The organism is Deinococcus proteolyticus MRP (assembly GCF_000190555.1).
GTDB lineage: Bacteria > Deinococcota > Deinococci > Deinococcales > Deinococcaceae > Deinococcus > Deinococcus proteolyticus.
The window spans coordinates 79,572-93,927 of the sequence record NC_015170.1; the positions used below are offsets into that span (position 1 = coordinate 79,572).

The 14,356-nt window shown below is 68.6% G+C and carries 12 protein-coding genes; 3 read left to right on the forward strand and 9 right to left on the reverse strand.

The features are described 5' to 3' along the window. Complete coding sequence (gene galE / locus DEIPR_RS13040; RefSeq protein ID WP_013623200.1) at positions 1-1,026, reverse strand: UDP-glucose 4-epimerase GalE; 1,026 nt, start codon at positions 1,024-1,026, stop codon at positions 1-3. A gap of 107 nt (positions 1,027-1,133) precedes the next feature. On the opposite strand from galE, the gene DEIPR_RS13045 reads away from it, so the two are divergent. The 3 genes from DEIPR_RS13045 to DEIPR_RS13055 all read left to right on the forward strand — a co-directional run bounded on the left by DEIPR_RS13045 (position 1,134) and on the right by DEIPR_RS13055 (position 5,811). Continuing rightward, positions 1,134-2,723, forward strand: coding sequence for a tyrosine-protein kinase family protein (locus tag DEIPR_RS13045; protein WP_013623201.1), 1,590 nt, complete (start codon positions 1,134-1,136; stop codon positions 2,721-2,723). Continuing rightward, the gene (locus tag DEIPR_RS13050) at positions 2,707-4,383 is read left to right on the forward strand and encodes a hypothetical protein (protein ID WP_013623202.1); all 1,677 of its coding nucleotides are present in this window, start codon (positions 2,707-2,709) and stop codon (positions 4,381-4,383) included. The genes DEIPR_RS13045 and DEIPR_RS13050 overlap by 17 nt, the downstream gene beginning before the upstream one ends. A gap of 237 nt (positions 4,384-4,620) precedes the next feature. Continuing rightward, entirely contained in the window at positions 4,621-5,811 is a 1,191-nt protein-coding gene (locus DEIPR_RS13055) for a sugar transferase (RefSeq protein WP_245532768.1), read from the forward strand. Between the two features lie 53 nt (positions 5,812-5,864). On the opposite strand, the gene DEIPR_RS13060 is transcribed toward DEIPR_RS13055, so the two are convergent. The 8 genes from DEIPR_RS13060 to DEIPR_RS13095 are packed head-to-tail and all read right to left on the reverse strand — an operon-like array spanning position 5,865 to position 14,190. Continuing rightward, a complete protein-coding gene (locus tag DEIPR_RS13060; protein ID WP_013623204.1) occupies positions 5,865-7,127 on the reverse strand; it encodes a Gfo/Idh/MocA family protein in 1,263 nt (420 codons plus the stop codon). A 51-nt stretch (positions 7,128-7,178) separates the two neighbouring features. After that, entirely contained in the window at positions 7,179-7,988 is an 810-nt protein-coding gene (locus DEIPR_RS13065) for an ABC transporter ATP-binding protein (protein ID WP_013623205.1), read from the reverse strand. Positions 7,989-8,014: 26 nt separating this feature from the next. Beyond that, entirely contained in the window at positions 8,015-9,061 is a 1,047-nt protein-coding gene (locus DEIPR_RS13070) for a FecCD family ABC transporter permease (RefSeq protein ID WP_013623206.1), read from the reverse strand. Beyond that, the gene (locus DEIPR_RS13075; protein ID WP_013623207.1) at positions 9,058-10,104 is read right to left on the reverse strand and encodes an ABC transporter substrate-binding protein; all 1,047 of its coding nucleotides are present in this window, start codon (positions 10,102-10,104) and stop codon (positions 9,058-9,060) included. Before DEIPR_RS13075 ends, DEIPR_RS13070 begins: the two co-directional genes overlap by 4 nt. 20 nt (positions 10,105-10,124) lie before the next feature. After that, positions 10,125-11,126, reverse strand: coding sequence for a FecCD family ABC transporter permease (locus tag DEIPR_RS13080; protein WP_013623208.1), 1,002 nt, complete (start codon positions 11,124-11,126; stop codon positions 10,125-10,127). Beyond that, positions 11,123-12,094, reverse strand: a complete 972-nt coding sequence (locus DEIPR_RS13085) for a sucrase ferredoxin (protein ID WP_013623209.1) — start codon at positions 12,092-12,094, stop codon at positions 11,123-11,125. The genes DEIPR_RS13080 and DEIPR_RS13085 overlap by 4 nt, the downstream gene beginning before the upstream one ends. Then, entirely contained in the window at positions 12,091-13,209 is a 1,119-nt protein-coding gene (locus tag DEIPR_RS13090; RefSeq protein ID WP_013623210.1) for an ABC transporter substrate-binding protein, read from the reverse strand. Before DEIPR_RS13090 ends, DEIPR_RS13085 begins: the two co-directional genes overlap by 4 nt. Continuing rightward, positions 13,210-14,190: an ABC transporter substrate-binding protein gene (locus DEIPR_RS13095; protein ID WP_013623211.1), complete on the reverse strand. Its 981-nt coding sequence runs from the start codon at positions 14,188-14,190 to the stop codon at positions 13,210-13,212. Positions 14,191-14,356: the final 166 nt, after the last annotated feature.

The window sequence follows — 14,356 nt, forward strand, 5'->3', positions numbered from 1 at the left end:
TCAGCGGCGGCTGTTCCACTGTTCGGCCCAGTCCAGCGCGGTGCGCAGGGCGTCGTCGGTGGTGCGCTGCGGGGACCAGTCCAACCAGCGCTGGGCCCGGCCGATATCGGCGTAGGCTCCGGCATTGTCGCCCGGCCGGCGCGGCGCTTCGGTCACGCGCAGCGGCTGGGGCGAAATGCGGGAAAAAGCATCGACCAGCTCGCGTACCGTGACGCCGTTGCCGGTGCCCACGTTGATAATCAGTGAGTTGACCTCCTGGCCCAGTTCTTCCCGCGCCCGCTCAAAGGCCTGGTCAAAGTTCTCCAGCGCCGCCACGTGCGCCTGTGCCAGGTCCCAGACATGGATGTAGTCGCGCAGGCCGGTGCCGTCGCGGGTGGGGTAGTCGGTGCCGGTGATAGAGAACTCGCCGCTGCCCCGCGCCGCGCTGACCAGCCGTCCCAGCAGGTGTGAAGGGTCTTCCAAGTAGGGCCCCGAGCGGCCCTGCGGGTCCGCGCCCACCGGGTTGAAATAGCGTAGCGCAATGCCCCGCAGGGGCTGCCCCGCCTGGGCCGCCGCCGTACACAGGTCGCTCAGGATGTCCTCGACCATCTGCTTGGTGCGGGCGTAGGGACTCATGGGAGCCATGGGACTGGTCTCGGTGACGCGGTAATCGGGCGGGCTGGCATACACGCTGGCGCTGGAGCTGAAAATGACCCGTGATTGCCCCAGGTCCAGCAGCGTCTCGAACAGGCTGAGGCTGGCCAGCACGTTTTCACGGTAGTAGAGGCCCGGCTGCTCCACCGATTCGGGCACCACAATCCGCGCCGCGAAGTGCAGTGTGGCCTGGATATCGGGGTGCTCTGCAAAAATCTGGCGGACCAGAGCGCTGTCGGCCACATCGCCCTCATAAAAGGTGCGGCCCTGGGTAAATTCCCGGGCACCCATTACGAGCGAATCAAGGACCACCGGCGTGTGTCCAGCGTCTTCTAGCGCAGAGCAAGTCGTACTCCCAATATATCCTGCGCCCCCTGTCACCAAAACTTTCATGCGCCGACTATACTTGGACGCAACATGAACTTTCTCAGCACAATCCGACGGCCAGTTCTCTTTTACTCTAGGTGCGCCGCCGCTGGACAGCGCTGGAGAAAAGGCGCATGACCCGGATTCCCTCCCAGGCGCAGGACCTTGACGTGGCCCATCTGGCCCGGGTGCTGCGCCGGGCGCTGTTGCCGCTGCTGCTGATTCCGGCGCTGCTGTCCGCCGCCACCTACTTTTATTCGCAGTCGCGTCCGCCGGTCTATCAGGCGTCTGCCGGCCTCGCTGCGCTGCCGTCCAGTTCAGGCAACGATGTGCTGTCCAGTTCGCTGGTCAGCGCACCGGGGCTGCCTGCCGGCGTGGTCAGCCGTGCACTCCGCAGCCCCGAGGTGACCACCAGCGCGCTGGCCCGACTGAAAAAGTCGCTGCCCGATGATCAGCAGTACCAGCTGATTTCCGAGGCGGTCCGCGCAGAGCTGCGCTCGGGCAATTACCAGACCGTGAACCTGCAGGCCGACATTGACCAGAACCTGGTGGGCAACTACGAAATCGTGGCCCATGCCGGCACTCCCGAAGCCGCCAAGGCGGCGGCCGACGCCTTTACGCAGGCCCTGCTGGAATGGGACCGCAACCGCGCTCTGGAAGGGGTCAACCGTGCCCGCACCAATCTGACCAATCAGCTGGAACAGCTGCGCGGCGGGACCACCGTGGCGGGGCAGCCGGTCACTGCGGGCACCGCCGACCAGATGCGCGCCGAAGTCACGCGGTCGCTGCAGCAGCTGGAAGTGCTGCGGCTGACCGCCACCGGAACGCTGTCGCTGATTTCGGGTGCCGTGCTGCCTGAAGCGCCTATCTCTCCCCGCCCGCTGCGCGACGCCCTGCTGGTGCTGGGTGCGGGCCTCTTTTTCGGGCTGCTCTTCGCGCTGCTGCGCGACCGTCTGGTTCAGCGCGTGCAGGACGAAGACGCGCTGCGCCCCTTCAACTTGCCGATTCTGGGGATGCTGCCCCCGCTTCCCGGCCGTCAGCAACCGGCCAGCATCGGCCCCTTCATGCAAAATGGTGGGTTTCATAGCGGAATGGAATTCGTGCGCTTGGGGCTGCTGTCGGGACTGGGAGAGCGCAGCGGAGAAGCGGCGGGCCGGCCTCCAGTCGTCGCCATTTCCAGTGCCGACAAGGACGAGGGCAAGAGTGTGACCACGGCCGGTCTCGCCATGTCCTATGCGGCCCGGGGAATGAGAGTGCTGGTCGTGGACGCCGACGTGTACCGCCACCAGCAAAAGCAGCTGCTGATGCGGGACCAGGGTGCCGCGCCTGTGCATCAGGCCGGGACGACCCAGCTGTGGACCGAGGTGCAGCCGCACGTAGACCTGATGGTGCTGCAGGATTCCCGGCTGGAGCCTGCTCCGCTGCTGAGCGCCATCCAGTCCGTCGGTCAGCAGTACGACATCGTGTTGGTAGATACCCCGCCGGTCCTGATGATTGCCGATACCCTGGCGCTGTCCAGGTTGCTGGACGGTCTGATTCTGGTGGTCAGCGTGGGCACGCCGCAGGCTCAGGTGGACCGCCTGGTTTCGGAAACGCAGCGGCTGGGCGTGCGCCCGCTGGGATTCGTGCTAAACCGCTACCCCGCTGCGGGCGAGACTTACGGGTACGGGGCACCGCTCACGGCGGCTCCCCGCGAGGAGGTGACTTATGGCAGCAGGAACTGAACCTCTGGCGCAGGGCGCGCTGGCCCTGCACCTGCAGCAAGCGGCGCAGCTACGTGAACTGAGTGGCGGGGACCCGTTGCTGGCTGCGCGGCTGGCAGCGGCCAGTGGACAGGCCGAGCTGGCCTGCGCCCTGCTGGCCCGCAGCGGTGGTCTGTTCGACAGCGAGGAAAGAGAACGGCTGCTGGCTGAGCCGTGCCCCCCCGACCTAGTGGCTGCCGCAGCCGAGATTCTGCGTCCCCAGGCGGCCCTGGACGAGTGGACCGAAACCCAGCGCGAGATGTATGTGCGCGCCTTGGCCGGTCTGCTGGTGGCTGAGCCTCCTGCCACGGCCGAGCAACTGCTGACCGGAACGCTGTTCACGTCGGCGGAGGTGGGCGCAGGCCTGTGGCGGCTGCCGGCCTTGCCTGAGCGGCAGCGCTGGAGCGCGGGTCGCCAACTGGTGCAGGGCCTGGGCCGGTCGGTGTCCGGCAGCGCTGGCCGGCCGCCGGTGCAGTGGGCCAGCGCTTCTTGGGGCGGGCGCTGGGGCCTGCGCCGTGGGCTTCAGGCCGGGGCCGAAGTGGTGTCGCTGGAACATGTGGTGGCCACACTCAGCGCAGCCTGGAACTGGGAGCTGCCCGACCTGCCGGCGCTGCTCTCGCGCCCGCTCCTGATCGAGGGGTTGGAGACGCTGCCGGCCGACCGCCTGGAGCTGGTGACCTCGCTGCTGACCGACGCCACGGCCCTGTTCGGCTGGACGGTCATCGCGCTGCCGGCCCTGGACACCCTCTGGCCCGCCGACTACCGGCCGCTGCCGCAGGGATGGGCTGCGCCGCAGGAGCCTGAACGCAGCCTGAACGTGTCGCTGCCCGGTGAGCCGCTCACCCTGCCGGAACTGGCGGTCCGCCTCGGGACAGAACCGGGCCGCACGTTGGTGGTGCTGTATTCGCGGGCCAGTGCTGCCCGCCTGGCGGGGATGTTGCCGGGCAGTCTGCTGCTGTCCAGCAGCCTGTGCCGCGCGCATCTGGACCACCAGATGTCGGCGCTGGCCGAGCGGGCAAACGCACCGGACCTGACGGTGATTGCGACCACACTGCCCTCCACGCCGGTCGGCGAGTTCGACCGGGTGTACCACCTGCTGGCGCCGCTGCCCCACCTGACCGAAGCGGCCCAGCTGAGCCGGGGACCGCTGCTGCTGTTTACCCTGCGTGACGTGGCGTTGCCGCAGTCCTGGGAAAAACACAGCCGCCTCACGGCCCGGCTGCTGGCTGAGGGCCACGCCCTCAGTGACCCGGCCGCCCAGCGCCGTTATGTTTCGCAGCTGCGTGCTCTGGAACAGGGTGGCCGCCTGGGGCACTGGCTGGGTCTGCGGCGCGAGCAGCAGTTCGCTTCGCTGGCCAGCGAGCTCAACGCGCAGCCGAATTCGGCCGTGCCGGTGCTGATTGGCTACGGCCCGGAAGGTGAAGCGGTCATCGCCCGCTCGCGGGAGCAGGGCTGGCTTTCGCGCCGTGACCTGCGCTACGCCGCCTGGGTCACCCCGATGGAGGCCCAGCGGGCTGTCCGCCTGGGCGACGCCGAACCTTTCGGCTCCGGTTGGGCGCTGGTGTGGCGTGGCAAGTACGACGACACCTACGGCCTGGCCTGGCCGCTGGTGCAAGCGGAGTGGCAGCGCAGCGACGAGTAAGACAGCGTTCTTGTCTCATCGGGGGCCCAGAAATGCTCTGGGTTCCCGGTGACTGCATGGCCCACCCCACCTTTAACATTAATATTTTGCGGTTGTCACAAGCATCAATCCTTATGTTCCGCCGGATGAATTCGCTTTAATGTCAGTGTGGCTTCTTTGTCTTCCTCTCTGTTTTCTCCCCGGCGTGCGCTGACTGAGCGTTCCTCCCTAGGCTGGGATTTCCTGATGTTCTGCGGGATGGCTGTGCTGGTTTGGATGCTGCATGCGGCGGCCATTCCTGGCTTCTCCGGTATGGGCGGTGGAGCAGAGCAGGGCCTGCTGACCCGGCTGTGGCTGGTGGCCGGAATTCTTGGAGTGCTGCTGTCGCACCGCTCGACCCTCTCCGAGGCGGGCTCGGCCTACTTGTTGCCGCTGGCGGCCTTCGGGGTGGCGGCGGCCCTGTTTGCGGCGGCTGGATACGCGGAGCACATCGCGCTGCTGGTTCCGGTGCACCTGCTCTGGCTGCTGCTGACGGCCGCTGTGCAGGTGGCCTTGCAGCGCCGCCGGCCTCCCGTGCGGCTGGGCATGCTGGCTGCACCGGACCCCGAGTTGCTGCCTTACCTGCAGGAGCGGCACCTGCGCCCTACTGTGCTCTCGGCGCAGGAGCCTGCAGCCCTGCAGCAGGTGGACGCACTGGTGGTCCGCCCTGAGCAGTACAGCGCTTTGCAGCAGCGCGTCCTCGAACATGCCCAGCTGATGAACCTGCCCGTGGTATCGGGCCGGCTGCTGGAAGAAGAGCTGACCGGCCGGGTCTCGCTTGATGACGTGGACGAAACCTGGGTCACGCCAGCTGCGTTCCAGACCGGCTACTTGCCCTGGAAGCGCTTTTTCGATGTGTTTTTTACCCTGGTCTCCTTACCGGTGCTGCTGCCGCTGATGGCGGTGGTGGCTGCCGTGGTGTACTTCAACAGCGGCCGGCCCATCCTGTTCTGGCAGGAGCGGGTGGGACGCGGCGGCCAGCCGTTTCAGCTGGTCAAGTTCCGCACCATGACCCGCGACTCCGAGCGCTCCGGTCCGGCTTTCGCCAAGCAGGGCGACCAGCGTATTACTCCGGTAGGAGCCTTTCTCCGCAAATTCCGCTTGGATGAGCTGCCGCAGTTCTGGAATGTGCTGCGCGGCGAAATGAGCATCATCGGTCCCCGCCCCGAGCAGTGGGCCTTTACGGTGGAGTTCGAAGAAAGTATCCCGATGTATTCTTCGCGCCACTGGGTCCGCCCCGGCATTACCGGCTGGGCGCAGGTCACCCAGGGTTACACCGACAGTGTGGGCCAGATTACCGAGAAGCTGCGCTACGATTTTTATTACGTCAAGCACTGCTCGCTGGCCCTGGACCTGCAAATTGTCTGGAAGACCGTGATGACCATCCTGACCGGCTTTGGCTCGCGCTAAGCGCCGGAGAATAAATAGCGGCCCTCACACTTAACCGGGGTGGGGGCCGCTGCTTATCTGTCTACGGTCAGTGGCTCTACGGTCCCCCTCAGCCGTGCCCGCTCGGCGGCAAAGGCCAGCCGGTGCGAGTCCAGCGATTCGGCCAGCGGGGTAGGGATGGCGCGTTCGCCGCGCAAAAAGGCCAGCCAATCACGGACCAGCGCCACGTCGCCGCCGCCGTGGTTGCCGCTCACGTCCACGGTCCAGCGCTGCACCCTGCTCTTTTGCCCTGCGCCCATTGGTTCTGTGCCCATTGGTTCTGCGCCGCTGCGGAAGTCGTGCCACTCCAGTTCGCCCAGCTCCAGCTGCCCGCGCAGCTCGCCGTGCGACCCCAGCACCTTGAGCGTGCGGGTGTTGTTGTGGGTAAAGGCGGTGGTGGTCAGTGTGGCGGTGACTCCACCAGCGAACTCTGCCGTGACCGTCTGGTGGTCGCAGACATTGTTGTGGCCCAGGTACACGCACTCGCCGTAAGAGGTTTCTTCCAGTGCGCTGCGTAGGCTGCGGCCCCCGGCGGTCAGCACCGTGACCGGCCAGGCGTGTGGGTCGCGGGTGCCGTAGATGACGCGGGCGTCGGAGGGGCAGTCCAGCACCGGGCAGTCCAGGCAGCGCCGCGCCGCGCCGGGCGGGGCCTGGTCCGGGCGGAAATGAAAGAGCCCACCTGCCGAACTGACCCGCAGCGGCGGGGCGGCGGCCCACCAGCGAAGCAGGTCGAGGTCGTGGCTGCTCTTGGCAAGAATGAAGGGCGCGGCCGGCGGCGAGGCGCGCCAGTTGCCCCGCACGTAAGAGTGCGCGTAGTGCCAGTGGGCCACATTCTCGTTGAGCTGTATGCCGATAAGCCGTCCCAGCCGGCCCGAACGAATCGTGGCGGTCACCTCGCGGAAAAAGGGAGTGGCCCGCAGCACGTGGCAGACGCTGACTCGCCCGGCGGACGCAGCTTCGGCAGTCAGCAGCAAGTCCAGTTCGGCTTCGTTCAGGGCCACGGGCTTTTCCAGCAGCACGTGGTAGCCCAGTGCCAGGGCCTTCAAGCAGGGGTCAGTATGGATGCCGTCTGGCGTGGCGACTACGGCCGCGTCAACCACCCGGCCAAGGGCAAAGAACTCGGCCGCGTCCGCAAAGCAGTGCTCCGGCGGCACTCCCAGCCGGGCCGCGACCTCGGCCAGCCGCTCGGCGCGGGGGTCCACCAGGTGGGTGACCTGGGCTCCCTCCTCCTGGAGGTGCCGGGCATACACGTCGGCACCCCGGTTGCCACAGCCGATGATGGCGACGGTGGGAATCATGGTCCTTACTGTACTCCGCTGCCGCGCTGCCGCGGCGCCCGCTGCCTGTAGTTACAGCACCCGCGCCACCGCATAGGGGATGATGTGCGGCCGCCCGGTGTCGGGGTCCTGCAGCACATGGGCTTTGAGGCCGAACACGTCACGCAGCAGCTCCGGCGTCATCAGGGCGGCCGGGTCCCCCTGAGCGTAGACGCGCCCGCCCTGGACCGCCACCAGTTCGTCCGAGTAGCGCACCGCCTGATTCAGGTCGTGCAGCACCATCACCACCGTCTTGCCCTGTTCGCGGTTGAGGCGCTGTACCAGTTCCAGCACCTCCAGCTGGTGGCTGAGGTCGAGGTAGGTGGTGGGTTCATCCAGCAGCAGTACCGGGGTGCTCTGGGCCAGACTCATGGCAATCCAGGCGCGCTGGCGCTGGCCTCCGCTCAGGGCGTCCAGCGGCCGGCCTGCGAAGGCGGTCATGCCGGTCTGGCTCATGGCCCAGGCGACCTGCGCCCGGTCGGCTTCGCCGCGTGTGCCCAGAAACCCCTGGTGCGGGTGCCGCCCGAACCAGACCAGCTGCTCGACGGTCAGCCCTTCGGGCGCCACCGGGCCCTGCGGCAAAATCGCCAGCCGGCGGGCCACTTCCTTCGGGTTCAGCCGGTGCAGGTCCTGACCGTCCAGCATCACGGCGCCGCCGCTGGGGGCCAGCAGCCGCGAAAGGGCGCGCAGCAGCGTAGACTTGCCGCAGCCGTTGGCACCGACCAGCGAGGTGACGGCGCCGCCGCGCAGCGCGAAGTTCAGGTCGTTCAAAATCGCCTGTTCGCCGTAGCTCAGCGTCAGGTGGCTGGCTTCCAGCGGGCGGGGGGGAATAGGTTCGGTCATCTGGTCGGCTCTCCTTTGTGCCGGAGTTACCTGCCGCGCCGCAGCAGATACAGAAAATAGGGTGCCCCCAGCAGCGTGGTGATGAGGCCCGCCGGCACTTCCAGCGGGGGAGACAGGATACGCCCCAGAGTATCGGCGGCCAGGACCAGTGCGGCTCCCAGCAGGGCGCTGACCGGCAAGGTGCGCCCGTGCAGGTTGCCGGCCAGCAGCCGCGCCAGGTGCGGGGCAACCAGCCCCACGAAGCCCAGCACCCCGCAGGCCGTGACTGCGGCGGCCGCCAGACCCACCGCCACCAGCAAGGCGCCGTAGCGGCCCATCGTAACCCGGTGTCCCAGCGCCAGCGCCGTGTCTTCGCCCAGTGCCAGCAGGTCCAGGCGGCGGCCCAGCAACCATGCGGCCGGCAGCAGCGTCAGGGCCCAGGGCAAGGCCCGCCCTGCCCGTGCCCAGTCGGCTCCGTAGACCGTGCCGGCCAGAAACGCCAGCGCCCCGCCGACGTGGTCTGGAGCGCGCAGCAGCGCCAGCTGGCCCAGCGCCCCGCAGGCTGCCCCCACGGCCACCCCCAGCAGGGCCAGGCGCACTGGGGGCAGCCGCGCCCCGCCCCCGGCACCCCCGCTATGGGCCAGCGCCAGCACCAGCAGGAAAGCCCCCCAGGCTCCCAGGAAAGCGCCCCAGGGCAGCAGCCAGCCCGGCGCATCCGGCAGCACCAGCAGCAGCAGGATCACGGCCAGCCCGGCGCCCGCTCCCACCCCCACCAGGTCAGGGCTGGCCAGGGGATTACGCACCACCGCCTGCAAGATGGTTCCGCTGACTGCAAACATCGCCCCGCCCAGCAGGGCCGCCACCACCCGGGGCAGCCGCAGGTCGAACACCAGCCGGCGGGTGAGGTCGGCGGTCTCGCCCGGTTGCCCACTGAGCGCGGCCCACAGGTCGGCGGGCGGCGTGGGGACAGCGCCCACCCCCAGGGCGAAAAAAGCCAGCGTCAGCACGCCCAGGCCCAGGCCCAGCGGCAGGGCCGCCTGGCGCCACCCCTGCGGCGGGACGTGGTCTACACGTGGGGGCAGGGAGAAGGTCATGGCCGTGCCCGGAATCCGGGGGCGGGGGCCTCATTCATCAGCAGGCCGCTGTCACGCATCTGCCCGAAAATACGTTCTATCGACAGCGGACCACGCGAACGCGACCACAGGTCCCGGTCCACCTCGTACACGCGGTTCGCCCTGACCGCGTCCAGCCCCTGCCACAGCGGGTTGGCAGCCCACTTGACCGTGATGGGCGTCTCGTCCTGCGCCGTCATCAGCACCAGCGAAGGCGGGTTCAGCGCGGCCAAACCCTCCAGGCTCACCTGATAAATCACTTCGCCGTCCTGCGCCCTGGCCACGTTCCGGCGGCCCACCTTCTCAAAGAGGCTGCCCGCAAAGCTCTGGTCCGAGTGGACCCAGAACCCTTCGGGGGTCGCTGCGCCCACCAGCACGGGGGGAGCGCCGGCGCTGGCTACGGATTTCACGCTTGCCAGCAGCGCCGCTTGCCGGTCCAGCTCGCCGCTGGCCTGCTCCCGCCGCCCGGTCAGCTCACCCACACTGCGCAGCTGCTCCATCACGTCGTCGTAGCTGGCCGAACGGTTGGGGTAGTCCTGTGTCCGGGCCAGCTTGTGCAGGGCCGGCAGCACCTCCGCGTGGGTCTTGGAGTCGGCCAGAATCAGGTCCGGCTTCAGGGCGCTGATGGCCTCCAGGCTGGGCTGGGCGCGGGTGCCTACATCGGCTACGCCCTGCAGGTATTCCTGCAAGTAGGCCGGTGCCCCCCGCTCGGCTCCAGTGTTGCCCAGTGCGCCGCCTACCGGCTGCACGCCCAGTGCCGCCAGCATGTCCAGATAGGAGTATTCCAGCGCGACCACGCGGGGCGTGGCCTCCTGGTCATCCGCCCTGGAAGTGGCTGTGCCGGAGGCTGCCGGCTCCGCTCCGGCGGCCTGTGATGTGGCTGGCGCCGCGGCCTGAGCAGCTGCAGCGCCGCTCCCCGTTTGCCCCCCTGGCTGCGGCGAACAGGCCAGCAGCAGAGTGCTGAGGCCCAGGGCCGGCGAGAAGCGGGACAGGCGGAAAGGGGCAAGCGGGGCAAGGTGGGTCATGTCAGGTTCTCCGTTGCGGCTCAGGCGCGGATACGCCGGGCCAGCACAATGAAAAAAGGTGTACCCAGGGCTGCAATCAGCAGGCCCACCGGGGTTTCGGCAGGGGCGTCTATCAGCCGGGCGGCCACGTCGGCCAGGATCAGCAGCGCCGCGCCCAGCAGGGCCGAGAGCGGCAGGGTCAGGCGGTGGTCACGGCCCAGCAGCCCGCGGGCCAGGTGCGGCACAATCAGCCCCACGTAGCCCAGCGGCCCGGTCAGGGCCACCGCGCCGGCGGCCAGCAGTACGCCCAGCAGGCTGAGGCCCAGCAGGTCGCGCCCGGCCTGCGCCCCCAGGCTGCGGGCCACGTCCTCGCCCAGCGCCAGGAGGTTGACGCGGGAGCCCAGCAGCAGCGCCAGCACCAGCGGCGCCGCCAGCCAGGGCCAGGTGCGGGCCAGGTCCTCCCAGGTGCGCCCGGCCACCGAACCGTTCAGCAGCACCAGTGCGGCCTGGGCGCGGTCCTCCCACAGAATCTGAATGCTGCGGGTCACGGCGCTGCACAGCGCAGCTACCGCCATGCCGCTCAGGGCCAGCCGCAGCGGGGTAAAGCCCGAGCGGGCCGCGAAGCCCAGCGTCAGCCCGGCTGCCAGCAGGCCGCCCCCGAAGGCGAGCGGCACGCTCAGGCCGCCCAGCGCCGGGAAAAACACCACGCCCAGCATCAGCGCCAGGGCGGCGCCGGCCTCCACCCCCAGAATGCCGGGGTCGGCCAATGGGTTGCGGGTCACGCCCTGCAGCAGCAGTCCACTGACCCCCAGTGCCGCGCCGGCCAGCCCGGCGGCCAGCGTGCGGGGAAAGCGCAGGGTCCACACCGCCAGGCTCTCGCGTGAGTCGTCGGGGGTCTGCAAGACCCGCAGCACCTCCTCTGGGGCGATGTGCAGCGCTCCGCTTCCCAGCGAGACGATAAAGGCCACCCCCAGCAGCGCCGCTGCCGCGAGGTAGCACAGCGGTGCCCAGCCGGTGGGCCGCCCGGCGGCTGGGCGGGTCACAGGTGACCTGCCAGCGTCAGGCGGTACTGCGGTTCGGGATACAGCTCCGGTGCATGGCTGCTGGCCGGCAGGTGCAGCGTGTGGGTGCGTTCGCCCTGCACGTGCACCCGGCCAGGCTGGCCCCGGCCTTGCGGCGGCCAGTAGTGCAGCTCTACCTCGAAGCCGTCCTCGTCCTGGCGCAGCACGTCGGCTTCGCGGCGGGCGTCCAGCCACCACCAGCCAGCCTGCTGGAACGCGGCGGCGTCGGCATACTGGGCGGCAGGCGAGAAGCCCGCACAGCCGCGGTAACACTCTGCCAGGGCCTGCCAGTCGCCTGTGCGCCGCGCCAGTTGCCGGGTCAGTTCCGGGGTCAGGTGGGCCCAGTAGCGCCCGGCCGGCAATTCTAGCAGGGTGGGTGCGAAGCGGTGCCCCCCGAAGTGCGAGGTGCGCCACAGGCGGGGTTCCTCGCTGTGGAGCGTCTGGAACAGGGCCGCGCCGTATTTGCCGCAGGAGCTGTCCACCCGGCCGTGGGTACACAGGTGCCAGTCGGAGCCGGCCTGCGGGGCGACCGGCTCGGCTGCCGAGTGGCCCACACCGGCCACATGCTCGCTGAACAGCGCCCACAGCTCCTCTTCGCCCGCGCAGAAATCCTGCCGCACGAAACTGCCCAGCGGTCCTGGCGGACGGGTATACACCCTGACCTGACGCCGGCGGGCATCAAAGGTGGTCAGGTCGCGCGGGGCGAACATCAGCAGGCCGTAGCCCAGGCCGCTCTGTGCCACCCAGTCTCCCAGCACGCTCATGGCCCGGCGCTGCGGCTCGCTCATCCGCGCCGGGTCACGGAACAGGTCCCACTCATGCACGGTGGCTTCAAAAGCGATGCAGGTGTCCCAGCGGTGGGCGCTGCCCGCTGGCTGTGCGCCGCTGTGCCGCGATACGTCGGCGCACAGCGGCAGCCGGGAGGTGGCGTTCGCCGGACCGCTGGTCACGGGGTGGAAGCTTGTACAGGTGCGGGGGCCACCGATTGTTTTGCCGGAGCCGCCGCCCCGCTCAGGACACCGCTGGTCTTCATGTCGTTCAGGATACCCCGCAGCCCGATGATGCCCCGGCCCTTGGCCCAGGCGTCGCGGTTGAACACGTACACCCGCCCAGCCTCCACGGCCGGCAGCGAGGCGAGCAGCGGCTCGGCACGGAACTTCTCGTACGCCGCTTGGTCCTCGGGGTTGTACAGCACAATCAGGGTGTCGGGCTGCAGGGCCGCCAGCCCTTCGGGGCTGAGCAGATACTGCGTTTCGCCCTCCTGGGTCTCCACCGGGTTGTCCAGGCCCAGCTCGGTCAGGATGCTGCCCAGGTACGACAGCCGGGAGTGCACGAAAAAGCCGGTAGGCGCCAGAACACCAACCACCACCCGCCCGGCGCTGGGGCTGACCGTGGCTTTGACCTCATCGAACAGCGCCTGATGCTCGGCCAGCGCCTGTTCGCCCTCCTGCGCGTGCCCGGTCAGGCGGCTGAGGTCGCGGAACTGCGCCACCTGGTCTGCGTAGCTGCCCCGGTAGGAACGGTAGAGCAGGGTAGGTGCAATACGGCTCAGCTGGCTGTAAATCTGCTCGTGGTCCTGCTCGTCGGCCACAATCAGGTCCGGCTTGAGTGCGGCGATGGCTTCCAGGCTGGGGGAGTGGCGGTTGCCCACCAGCTCGGTACTGCCGGGCGGGTAATAAGGCCGCAGGTGCGGCAGAATCTCGTTGGCCTTGTCGCCGTCAGCAGCGATACCGATGGGCCGGACACCCAGGCGGGCCAGCGCGTCCATCGGCCCGAACTCCAGCGCCACGATTCGCTGTGGGGCCTGCTGGAAGACCTGCTCACCGCGCAGGTCCTTGACCGTGACTGGAAACGCTGCCGTAGCGGCGGCCGCACTCGCAGCGGGGCCGCTGGCTCCGGCGGCAGCCTGCGAGCTGGTGGAGGCCTGTGAACTGGTGGAAGCCTGCGAGCTGGCGCTGCTGGCACTCTGCCCGGCGCCCGAATCGTCGGCCGGTGCTGCGCACGAGGCCAGCAGACCGCAGAGCAGCCAGGCCTTAAGCCGTAGATGGAAGTTTGTGGCGCTCATTTAAAACTCCTCCAGAATAGCTTTGGTCACCAGGCTGGAGTTGCGGGCCTGGGTCAGTGGGCCGGAATAGGGGCTGAACTCCTCGGGTTCGTACAGCACCGTCTGGTCTTTCAGCTGCTGGCCTACCGCGCTCGCCATGAACTCGGCCGCACCGTTGTATTCGCCGCCGGGCGGGAAGACCACCACCAGCGTCTGCTTGTCCAGGCCGAGCAGGGCTTCCTCGCTCACCTCGGCGCCTACGCCCAGCGTAGTCTTGCTCAGCTGGATACCGTCTTTGAAGCCCAGCGCCCGCAGGTCATCAATCAGGCGGGTGCTGCTGTACACCCAGTTGGACCCGCCGGCAAATGGGGCCACCACCACGACTTTGGGAAAGCGCTCCAAGACCCCGGCCGCTTCCAGCGCGGCGCGGTTGTAGCGGTTCACGTTGTCCGGCAGCTTCACGACGGCGGCGGCCCGCTCCTCGCGCCCGAAAATCCGTCCCAGGTCAGTCACGGCCCGCTTCCAGAAGTCGGGGCCGCCCTCCTTGTAGCCCAGGGTGGGGGAGACGGCGCTCAGCTGCTTGTAATTCTCGTTGCCGTCCCAGGTCAGCCGCACGGTCAGGTCGGGGGCCAGGGCCGTGACCGTCTCCAGGTTGGGGGCGGTCCAGCTGCCCACGTAGGTGGGCGATTTCAGACGGCCGTGTCCGAAAAAGCCGCGCTCCAGCACGTCTGCCTTGACCTTGCCGCCGTCCAGCATCTCGGGGGTGAGGTAAGAACTGCCCAGGCCCACCACCCGGTCCTCCAGGTTCAGGGCGTACACCCAGCCCAGGGCTTCCTCGTCCATCACAAGCAGCCGCTCGGGGGTTGCATCTATCTGGGCGGTGCCCTCATCGTGCTGGATGGTCAGTGGCGCCGCCTGGGCGCCGGCCCCCAGGCTGAGCAGGGCCAGCTGGCACAGGGCGAAGCGGTAAAGGTTCTCTCGCAGGGGTTTGATGGCATTCATGGGCGTCTCCTTGCGGTGACGGCCCCCTTCCCCAGGGCAGCGCACCGTCAGCGTGCCTTGACCGGCACGGCATAGTCACGCTGTCTATACTGAGCTATTCCGACCGGTTCAGTCAAGTTTAGACGAGCCGGAAAGATGGGTCCGCGTTGGCTCCGCTGTGGGCACG